This is a genomic window from Pseudoalteromonas sp. GW168-MNA-CIBAN-0100 (genome assembly GCF_040309225.1).
GTDB lineage: Bacteria > Pseudomonadota > Gammaproteobacteria > Enterobacterales > Alteromonadaceae > Pseudoalteromonas > Pseudoalteromonas arctica.
In genome coordinates, this window is record NZ_JBEOOL010000085.1 from 1 (window position 1) to 592 (window position 592).

Consider the following 592-nt stretch of genomic DNA (forward strand, 5'->3'; position numbering starts at 1 on the left):
GAGTGAGCAAGTCACATTAAAACGTGTTGCACTGGCTTTTGACGGTTTTTTTAGACGGCTCAAAAAAGGTGATAAGAAAGCTGGATTCCCACGTTTTAAACCATTTCAACGCTTTAAAGGTTGGGGCTACAAGGCTCATGGTGATGGTTGGAAGCTCAACCTGAAAGAAAAAAAGCATGGTGCTGTTTATTTGGCTGATGTTGGTATCGTTAAGATCCGAGGTAAAGCTAGAAACACAGGAGGCAAGCCGAAAACTGCCGAAATCATCCGAAAGAATGGTGAGTGGTTCATTTCAGTTTCAATGGAGTATGACACCATTGAGAGAAACTGTGGCACTAAAGCTGTTGGCTTGGATTGGGGTGTTTCTCATTACTTTTCGACTATCGATCAGGATGGTAATTTTGAGCAAGTCGAAAACCCCCGTTACCTCAGAAACAGCAAAGAGCGATTAACCTCTTTACAACGTGACCTCGCGTTAGCGAAAAAAGGCACTCGCACCCAGCGAAAATTAAAGCATCAAATTGCCAAACTCCACCAGAAAATCGCCCGTCAAAGACTCGATTTTACTCATAAAGAAACTGCAAAATTAGTT

At 42.6% G+C, this 592-nt stretch carries 1 protein-coding gene; it reads left to right on the forward strand.

Annotated features, from left to right (window positions below):
• On the forward strand, positions 1 to 592 hold a 592-nt coding region (locus AAEY62_RS20120; protein WP_350635924.1), incomplete at both ends, for an RNA-guided endonuclease InsQ/TnpB family protein.